Origin of the sequence: Protofrankia sp. Cj3, assembly GCF_917627355.1 — a bacterium.
Classification (GTDB): Bacteria; Actinomycetota; Actinomycetes; order Frankiales; family Frankiaceae; genus Protofrankia.
In genome coordinates this window covers 1-9,383 of the sequence record NZ_CAKJTR010000034.1, presented here as the reverse complement: position 1 = coordinate 9,383, position 9,383 = coordinate 1, and the positions used below count along the sequence as shown (strand labels likewise).

Annotated in this window: 8 protein-coding genes; all 8 read left to right on the top strand. The window is 70.2% G+C overall.

Translation table 11 applies throughout. The features are described 5' to 3' along the window. The first annotated feature begins 82 nt into the window (after positions 1 to 82). Positions 83 to 1,942: an ABC transporter ATP-binding protein gene (locus tag MJ783_RS06945; protein WP_370651472.1), complete on the top strand. Its 1,860-nt coding sequence runs from the start codon at positions 83 to 85 to the stop codon at positions 1,940 to 1,942. Positions 1,943 to 1,964: 22 nt separating this feature from the next. After that, complete coding sequence (hisI, locus tag MJ783_RS06940) at positions 1,965 to 2,357, top strand: phosphoribosyl-AMP cyclohydrolase (protein WP_239309335.1); 393 nt, start codon at positions 1,965 to 1,967, stop codon at positions 2,355 to 2,357. Further along, positions 2,354 to 3,859, top strand: a complete 1,506-nt coding sequence (locus tag MJ783_RS06935; RefSeq protein ID WP_239309334.1) for an anthranilate synthase component I — start codon at positions 2,354 to 2,356, stop codon at positions 3,857 to 3,859. The genes hisI and MJ783_RS06935 overlap by 4 nt, the downstream gene beginning before the upstream one ends. A 56-nt stretch (positions 3,860 to 3,915) precedes the next feature. Beyond that, on the top strand, positions 3,916 to 4,473 hold the full coding sequence (locus tag MJ783_RS06930) for a Trp biosynthesis-associated membrane protein (protein ID WP_239309333.1): 558 nt from the start codon (positions 3,916 to 3,918) through the stop codon (positions 4,471 to 4,473). 857 nt (positions 4,474 to 5,330) lie between these two features. Continuing rightward, positions 5,331 to 6,137 carry an indole-3-glycerol phosphate synthase TrpC gene (gene trpC, locus MJ783_RS06925; protein ID WP_239309332.1) on the top strand — a complete coding sequence of 269 codons (807 nt, stop codon included), beginning with the start codon at positions 5,331 to 5,333 and terminating at the stop codon, positions 6,135 to 6,137. Positions 6,138 to 6,153: 16 nt separating this feature from the next. After that, positions 6,154 to 7,401 carry a tryptophan synthase subunit beta gene (gene trpB / locus MJ783_RS06920; protein WP_239309331.1) on the top strand — a complete coding sequence of 416 codons (1,248 nt, stop codon included), beginning with the start codon at positions 6,154 to 6,156 and terminating at the stop codon, positions 7,399 to 7,401. A 63-nt stretch (positions 7,402 to 7,464) separates the two neighbouring features. Beyond that, complete coding sequence (trpA, locus tag MJ783_RS06915; RefSeq protein WP_370651471.1) at positions 7,465 to 8,370, top strand: tryptophan synthase subunit alpha; 906 nt, start codon at positions 7,465 to 7,467, stop codon at positions 8,368 to 8,370. A 172-nt stretch (positions 8,371 to 8,542) separates the two neighbouring features. Continuing rightward, positions 8,543 to 9,383: prolipoprotein diacylglyceryl transferase (gene lgt / locus MJ783_RS06910; protein WP_239309330.1), on the top strand; the 841-nt coding region annotated here is incomplete at its 3' end.

Sequence of the window (9,383 nt, the reverse complement as noted above, 5' to 3'; positions counted from 1 at the left end):
CTGTTGAGGATGCCGCGGTGGCACGGTGAGCGTCACCGTTCCGGCGCCCCGCCAGGAGGATCCGGATCCCCGGCTGGATGGCATGGCGCCGGAGAGCGGCTCCGTGATCCGCGGAACCCGCAACGAGGGACACCCGGCTGCCGCTCCCGACGGCACCGGCAGCGCTCCGGCCCGGTCTGGAGAGTCGCTGGGGGCGACGCTCGGTAAGATCCGGCGGCTCGTACCGGAGCTCACCGCGGGCCTGCCGGTGACCATCGCTCTTGCGCTCATCGCCACCACGGGACGAGTGGTGATCCCGATCGCGGTCCAGCAGACCGTCGACCACGGCCTGCTGCACGGAGCGCCCAAGCTGCGCGTGGTCGGCTGGGCGGCGGCGGGCGCGATGCTGGCGATCGTGGTGACGGCCGCAGCGGCCTACCGCATGAACGTCCGCCTGTATCGGATGTCCGAGGCTGCGTTGGCGACACTGCGGATACGTGTTTTCGGGCACATCCACGGTCTGTCCGCGTTGACCCAGCTGGAGCAGCGGCGGGGAGCCCTCACCTCGCGGGTGACCAGCGATGTTGACCAGATGTCGCAGTTTCTGCAGCTCGGCGGCATGATCTTGCTGCTGTCCTCCGGGCAGATGCTGATCGCGACCGTGCTTATGACGATCTATTCCTGGCCTTTGACCATCGTTGTCTACGCCTCCTTTGTGCCGATGGCTGTTGCGGTAAGGCGCTTTCAGCCGCTCCTTGCGCAACGCTACCGGGCGGTTCGAGAGCGGGTTGCGGACATGCTGGGCGCGATTGCGGAGTCCGTGGTCGGCGCCGCGGTGGTACGCGCCTACGGCGCTCAGGCGCGCACCGAGACGCGGGTCGACACCTCCGTCGACCGCTACCGATCGGCGCAGACCGATGCGCAGCGGCTGGTCGCCACGGTCTTCTCGGCCGGTGAGCTGGTGGCGGCATGCGCGACCAGCGCCGTGGTGGTCGGCGGGGTGCTGCTCGGGGTGGACGGTCATCTCAGCGCTGGCCGGCTGGTGGCCTTCCTGTTCCTGGTCACCCTGTTCGTGGTGCCGTTGCAGACGCTGACCGAGGTGCTCAATGAGGGCGCGAACGCGCTTGCGGGCCTGCGCCGTGTCCTTGATGTGCTGGACACACCGCAGGATGTCCGTGACCCTGGCTCCGAAACTGGAAAAGATCTTCCTGTTGGCCCGCTCGGGGTGCGTTTCGACGGTGTCGCGTTCGCTTATCCAGGAGGACCGCCCGTCCTGCAGGCCATCGACCTGGACATAGCGCCACAGACCAGGGTCGCCGTGGTCGGTGAGACGGGATCGGGCAAGACCACCCTGGCGAAACTGCTCACGCGGCTGATGGACCCGACAGCTGGCCAGGTGCTGCTCGGCGGTGTGCCCGCGGAGCAGGTCCGGTTCGCCTCGTTGCGTCGGCGGGTTGTCATGGTCCCGCAGGATGGCTTCCTGTTCGATCTGAGCATCGCGGACAACGTTCGCTACGGATGCCCGGAGGCCGGCGACGCCGATGTTGCGGACGCCTTCACCGCGCTGGGGCTTGCGGACTGGATCGCTGGGCTCGCCGACGGTGTGCGCACCCGGGTCGGTGAACGTGGGAGCTTGCTGTCCGCCGGAGAACGTCAGCTGGTCGCCCTCGCCCGTGCCCATGTCGCGGTACCGGACCTGCTCGTCCTGGACGAGGCGACATCGTCGGTCGACCCGGCCACGGAGGTGCGACTCGCCCGTGCGCTGGCCGCGTTGACCCGAGGGCGGACATCGGTCACGATCGCCCACCGGCTGTCCACCGCGGAGGCCGCGGACATGGTGGTGGTGGTTGACGCGGGCCGGATCGTCCAGCGGGGGGCCCACGCCGAACTCGTTGCCGTCCCCGGTGTGTATCAGCGCCTGCACGCTTCGTGGACGGCGGGCGTGGCCGGTGACCTGCCATGACCGAGCACGGCACAATGGGCACGTGTGCGTCCCCGCGTCCCGTCTGGACCCCGCCATAGCCGGTCTGCTCAAGCGCGACGAGGCTGGCCTGTTCCCCGCTGTCGCGCAGCAGTACGACACCGGCGAGGTGCTGATGGTCGGCTGGATGGATGACGAGGCGCTGCACCGCACGCTCACCACCGGGCGGGCCACATACTGGAGCCGCAGCCGTCGTGAGTACTGGGTCAAGGGGGACAGCAGCGGCCACCGCCAGCTGGTCCGGTCGGTCTCCCTTGACTGTGACGGGGACACCGTCCTGGTCCGGGTGGAACAGGTGGGATCGGCCTGCCACACGGGCAGCCGGACATGTTTCGACAACCGGAGCCTGCCGGCCGTCGCCGTTACCGTGAAGTCCCCGAGGAGCGCCGAGTCGTGACGACAGGTGAGATCATTCCGGGCCGGGCCGGCTTCCACGCGCTCGCCGCCGAGTACCCGGTGGTCGCGGTCACCCGCCGCCTGCTCGCCGACGGCGAGACCCCGGTCGGGATCTACCGCAAGCTCGCCGGGGGACCTGGAACCTTCCTGCTGGAGTCCGCCGAGAACGGCGGGGTGTGGTCGCGGTACTCGTTCATCGGTGTCCGGGCCGCGGCGACCCTCACCGAACGGGACGGGTCGGCCGTCTGGGTGGGCGGCCAGGCGCCGTCGGGCGTTCCCACCGGTGGTGACCCGCTCGAGGTACTTCGCGCGGTTCAGCTGGCGTTGCGTACTCCCACGGTGCCGGACGCGCCACCGCTCACCGGTGGTCTGGTCGGCTATCTGTCGTACGACATCGTCCGGCGGGTCGAACGGCTGCCGTCCGGTTGCGTGGACGACCTGGGCATGCCCGAGCTGCGCATGATGCTGACCGCCGATCTCGCGGTATTTGATCACAGCGACGGGTCCTGTCTGCTGATCGCAAACGTGTTCACCGGGGACGGCGATCTGGACACGGCCTACGACGACGCCGTGCATCGGCTCGAGGTCATGACCGCCGACCTCGGCAAGTGGACCGAACCGACGGTCGCGACCACCATGGTGCCACCAGACCTCTCGCTCGCCGGGTTCGCGTCGCGGACCTCGCCAGAGCGCTTCGAAGCCTCCGTCGAGGCCGCCATCGAGCAGATCCTGGCCGGTGAGTGTTTCCAGATCGTGGTCTCCCAGCGCTTCGAGCGGCAGACGACAGCCGCGCCTCTTGATATCTACCGGGTGCTGAGGGCGTCGAACCCGAGCCCCTACATGTACCTTCTCCGGTTTGATGATCACGATGTCGTCGGGTCGTCGCCGGAGGCACACGTGAAGGTGACGGGCCGGCAGGCGTTGCTGCACCCGATCGCCGGTAGCCGTCCCCGTGGCGCCACGGCCGAGCGGGACGCTGAGCTCGCCGCGCAGCTGCTGGCTGACCCAAAGGAGCGGGCCGAGCACGTGATGCTCGTCGATCTGGTGCGCAACGACCTGGGACGAGTCTGCACGCCGGGTTCGGTGCGCGTGGTCGAGTTCGCCGCGGTTGAGCGTTTTTCGCAGATCATGCACATTGTCTCCACGGTGATCGGTGAACTTGCCGAGGACCGCTCGGCCATCGACGTCCTCACGGCGACGTTTCCCGCGGGCACCCTCACCGGCGCGCCGAAAGTGCGTGCGATGGAGATCATCGAGGGGCTTGAGTCAACCCGCCGGGGGCTGTACGGGGGTGTGGTCGGCTACCTGGATTTCGGCGGCGATCTGGACACCGCGATCGCCATCCGGACCGCTGTGCTTCGCGACGGGCGGGCCTACGTGCAGGCCGGCGCCGGAATCGTTGCCGATTCCGTGCCGGTGGCCGAGAACAACGAGAGCCGTACCAAGGCGGCGGCGGTGCTGCGGGCGATCGAGATCGCAGAGTCGTTGCGTTCGCCGATATGATCACCCATCAGCGACCCGTCGACATGTCCCCAGGCCACCGTGGACGGCGGCGGGCGATGGCTGCGGCGGTGCTCTGTTGCCTGCTGGGCGCTGTGCTGGTGCTTGTCACCGTCGGGGCGACCTGGGTACAGCTGAGTGTGGCGGCCGGGGCCGCGGCACAGGATGCGGTCACGGCCGCACCGTTGGCGGTACGGCTGTCCGGATCGGATCTTGCCCCGGCCGTGACCGGGCTGGGCTTGGTCGGGCTCGCGGGAGTGGTTGCGACCGCCGCCACCAGACGCAGGGGGCGTGTACTCGTCGGTCTGCTGGTTCTGCTGGCCGGCGCGGCAGTCGCCATCGTCGCCGGCCGCATCGCCGCGGACCCGCTGCCGGCCGCGCGTGTCGCCACCCAGGTGCGCCAGATCACCCCGAGCGTCACCACCAACCTGCGCGACATCCGGGGCACAGCCGCGCCGTGGCTTGCCACCTGCGGGGGAGCGCTTCTCGCTCTGGGCGGCGCGATCGTCGCGCTCCGTGGACATACCTGGTCGACGCTGTCCGTCCGGTATGAGAGCCCGACAGCCCGACCGGTCGATGTCTGGGAGGCCATCGACCGGGGTGACGACCCGACCTGACCGGGGCGCCCGCGTCGCGCCCAGCAGGCGTGGATGGCCGCCGCGGCACCGGTCGCGTGGCCCCGGGGAGCACCCAGCCGGCCGGGATGGCGCCGGTATCAGAGCGCGTGTGAGATCGTCATTCCGGCTCGCCGCGCCCAGGCGCGCCTTGGCCGCGTTGTCGGCCACACCGATACAACTCATTCGGTATCGCTTCGGCCTTCCGCCTTGCCAGGGGCCGCCTGGCCGCGGCTCACTGATCGAAAGCCCGATCTCACACACGCTCTCAGCCGCGGCGGCGGTAGAGCGCACCGATCGAGCTCGGCTGCCAGGCCGTGGGTCACGGAACATGCCCGCCTCCATCGTTACCTCCGCGGTAGAGATCCGGCTGGATGTGGTTCATCGAATGTAATCGAACCCGCGTTCGATGGTAGGTCATGGCGTGTTCATGTGGCCAGGGGTGCCGCATACCGATTTCGCCGTTTTTGCGCCGCCGGTTGTTCGCCGCCGGTTGCTCGGTGCGGGCAGCTCCGCCATCGACAGTTCCGCCGGTTGCCCGACGCGGGGGCCCGGTCTGGACGAGGCCGGGCCGAGGCCGGGCTGGGGCCGGGCTGGGGCGAGGTCGGCGCGGCTCACTCTCGGCGGCAACAGAGATCGTTTGACAACGGCGGGACAATCACGATGCGTAGGGAGAGGGCGAGCATGCCTGGCGTGGGACGGTTTTCGCCTCGCCCATGTCGGTGTGTTTCCGGCTTGTGCCAACCAACGGGCAACCGCCGAGTGTGACAGTCAGCGATCCTCGATGGGGGCCTGCTGCCGCCGGCCGCCCGCTGGCCTAACATCGGCGCCATGGCTGCGACAGCCCTGGGCACCGGCCGATGAGTGTCCTTGACGACATCCTTGACGGGGTGCGAGCCGACCTCGCCGAACGGGAGGCCACGGTCTCCCTGGCGACGCTCAAACGGCGTGTTGAGCGTGTCCCGGATCCACGGGACGCGCTCGCGGCACTGCGCACTCGGGCCGTTTCGGTGATTGCCGAGGTGAAGCGTCGCTCCCCGTCAAAGGGCGATCTTGCGCCGATCGCGGATCCGGCGGCCCTCGCCGCGCAGTTCGAGGCCGCGGGCGCGGCGGCGGTGAGCGTCCTGACGGAGCGGCGCCGGTTCGGTGGGACGCTCGCCGACCTGGACGCCGTGCGGATGGCGGTGGACGTGCCCGTGCTGCGCAAGGACTTCATCATTTCCCCGTACCAGGTCTTCGAGGCACGGGCGCACGGTGCGGACATCGTTCTCCTGATCGTGGCGGCGCTGGAGCAGCCGCGCCTGATCGGTTTGCTCGACCGCGTCGAGTCGCTGGGCATGACCGCCCTGGTCGAGGTGCACGACAGCGACGAGGCCGCGCGTGCGGTCGACGCGGGTGCGCGCCTGATCGGCGTCAACGCACGCAGCCTCCGGACACTCGAAGTCGATCGCGACACCTTCGCCCAGCTGGCACCGCTGTTGCCCGTGGAGGTGACCAAAGTCGCCGAGTCCGGGGTGCGCGGTCCGCACGATCTGCTCGCCTACGCGGCGGCCGGCGCGGACGCGGTTCTCGTGGGGGAGGCCGCGGTGACGGGAAGCAATCCCCAGCAGGCGGTCGCGGATCTCGTCACCGCGGGCGCTCACCCGGCGACCAGGGTGGGGCGTTGACCGATACAGTCAGCCGATGACTTCCGCTGGAACCGTCGGCCGAACTCCTGAGGATCTCCTCCCGGGCGGCCCGCTGCCGGACAGCGCCGGTCACTTCGGTCGCTTCGGTGGCCGTTTCGTCCCGGAGGCGCTGTTCGCCGCTCTGGACGGCCTGACGGCGGCGTACGCGGCCGCCCGGGACGATCCCGCCTTCGCCGCGGAACTCGACGGACTGCTCACGGCGTATGCCGGCCGGCCCACCCCGCTCACCGACGCGGCCCGGCTGAGTGCCCATGTCGGCGGCGCCCGCATCCTGCTCAAGCGTGAGGATCTGGCGCACACCGGTTCGCATAAGATCAACAACGTGCTTGGCCAGTGCCTGCTCGCCCGCCGGATGGGCAAGAGCCGGGTGATCGCCGAGACCGGTGCCGGTCAGCACGGCGTCGCCACGGCGACGGCCTGTGCGCTGCTCGGCCTGGACTGTGTGGTCTACATGGGCGAGCAGGACACCCGCCGCCAGGCGCTCAACGTCGCGCGGATGCGGCTGCTCGGGGCCGAGGTCGTGGCGGTCGCCGCGGGCAGCCGGACGCTCAAGGACGCGATCAACGAGGCCATGCGGGACTGGGTGGCCACCGTGGGCACGACGCACTACTGCATCGGCTCGGTCATGGGGCCGCATCCCTTCCCGATGCTGGTCCGCGACTTCCAGCGGGTCATCGGTGTGGAGGCCCGAGCCCAGGTTCTCGACCGTACCGGGCAGCTGCCGGACGCGGTGGTGGCCTGTGTCGGTGGCGGCTCCAACGCGATGGGCATCTTCCACCCGTTCATCGCCGACCCGTCCGTCCGGCTGGTGGGCCTCGAGGCCGGTGGTGACGGGGTGTCCACCGGGCGCCACGCGGCCGCGATCGCGGGCGGGGCGCCCGGTGTGCTGCACGGGATGCGGACCTTCCTGCTCCAGGACGCGGACGGGCAGACCCAGGTGTCACACTCGATCTCGGCCGGGCTCGACTATCCGGGCATCGGCCCGGAACACGCCTGGCTCCATGAGACCGGCCGGGCGACCTACCGGGTCGTCGACGACCGCGAAGCCATGGACGCGCTGCGGACGGTCGCGCGGCTGGAGGGCATCCTGGTCGCGATCGAGAGCGCGCACGCGTTCGCCGGGGCGTTCGATCTTGCCCGGGAACTGGGTCCTGACGCGGTCGTCGTGGTGAACTGCTCCGGTCGCGGTGACAAGGACGTTGACACCGCGGCCCGCTGGTTTGACCTTCTTGATCATTCATGAGCTGGCCGGGCCGCGGTGGCTTCACCGGATCGTGTCACCGGCTGACAACGGAACGGACGTGCGGTGCAGAGTTTCGCGGGTGACCGAGGCCGATCAGGCGACCAGTGCCGACCAGGTGAGCGGGACCGGCTGAGCCACACGTTCGTGCTGGCACGCGAGGCGGCGCGAGCGGCGCTGATCGGCTACCTGCCGGCGGGCTTTCCCTCGGTCGACGGTGGTATCAGCGCCATGCTGGCCATGGTCGAGGCAGGAGTGGAGATCGTCGAAATCGGCCTGCCCTACTCCGACCCGACCATGGACGGCCCGGTGATCCAGGCTGCGGCCGGTGCGGCGTTGAGCCGTGGTGTCACCACCCGCGATGTCCTGCGCACGGTGGAGGCGGTGGCCGCGACCGGTGTGCCCACTCTGGTGATGAGCTACTGGAATCCGGTCGAGCGGTACGGGGTCACCGCGTTCGCCCGGGATCTCGCGGCGGCTGGCGGTGCTGGGACGATCACTCCGGACCTGCCCCCCGAGGAGGCCGAGCCCTTGCTCGCGGCCACCGCCGAGGTCGGTCTCGACCCGGTGTTCCTGGTCGCCCCAAGCTCGTCCGACGCACGCATCGCGCGGGTTGCCGAGGTCAGCCGAGGCTTCATCTACGCGGCTTCGCTCATGGGGGTCACCGGTGCCCGGTCGACGCTGGGCGCGCAGGCGGCTGGGCTGGTGAGCCGGGTCCGAGCGATCAGCGACACGCCGGTCGGGGTGGGCGTGGGCGTGGGCACGCCCGCGCAGGCGGCCGAGGTGGCCGGTTTCGCCGACGGGGTGATCGTGGGCTCGGCGCTGGTGAGCGCGCTGGTGGACGCCGACCGCGCGGGCGACGATCCGGGTGCCGCCGCCGCGGCAGTGCGGGGGACCGTGGCCGCCCTCGCCACCGGCGTGCGCTCGGGCCGGGCCGGCCCCCGGCCCCTGCCCTCCGGTAGCGCCTGGTAGCGCCTGGTAGCGCCTGGTAGCGCCTGGTAGCGCCTGCTGAAGAGGCTCCGGGAACAGGGCGTTCAATCAGGGCGGCGCCTGGGCGGCGCGAGCCGGACAGGCCTGTTACCGGAGCTTCTTTTATGACGACGGCGAGAACGGGCCGCGTGAGCGGCGGTATACGTTGGGCCTCGTGGTTCTAGCCGCGATTCCCAGCCCATCGACGGGCGTCCTGCACGTGGGCCCCATCCCGTTGCGGGCGTATGCCTTTATGATCATAATTGGTGTCCTGGTCGCGGTTGTGCTCACCGACCGGCGCCTGCGGGCCCGCGGTCAGCCGGCCGGCCTCGCCGCGGACGCCGCGGCCTGGGCCGTCCCGTTCGGGATCGTCGGTGCGCGGATCTACCATGTGATCACCAGTCCGGACGCGTACTTCGGCGACGGTGGCCATCCGGCCGACGCGCTCAAGATCTGGCACGGCGGGCTGGGGATCTGGGGCGGGGTCGCCGGGGGCGCGCTCGGCGTGTGGCTCGTCTGCCGCCGCCACGGGACGCCGTTCGGTCTCTTCGCGGACGCCGCGGCCCCCGGGCTCGTGCTTGCCCAGGCCATCGGGCGTTGGGGCAACTGGTTCAACCAGGAGCTCTATGGCCGGGCGACCGATCTGCCCTGGGCTGTGCGGATCGACCCCGCGCATCAGGTCGTCCCCGGCGTCTCGCTCTACCATCCGACGTTCCTGTACGAGTCGCTGTGGGATGTCAGCGTCGCCGCTGTCCTGCTGTGGGTGGATGCTCACCGCAGGCTTGGCCGCGGCAAGCTGTTCATCCTCTACGTGATTCTGTACACTGCTGGACGCGCCTGGGTCGAGGCGCTGCGCATCGACGATGCCCACACGTTCCTCGGGATGCGCCTCAACGACTGGGTGTCGATTGTCGTCCTTGCCATCGCGGTGACCGCCATCGTCCTCGTGCGCCGGCCCGTCGATCCGCCGGCCAGCGCCGGCCCGGCCCCGGCGCGGGGGGATGCCGGCCCCGCCC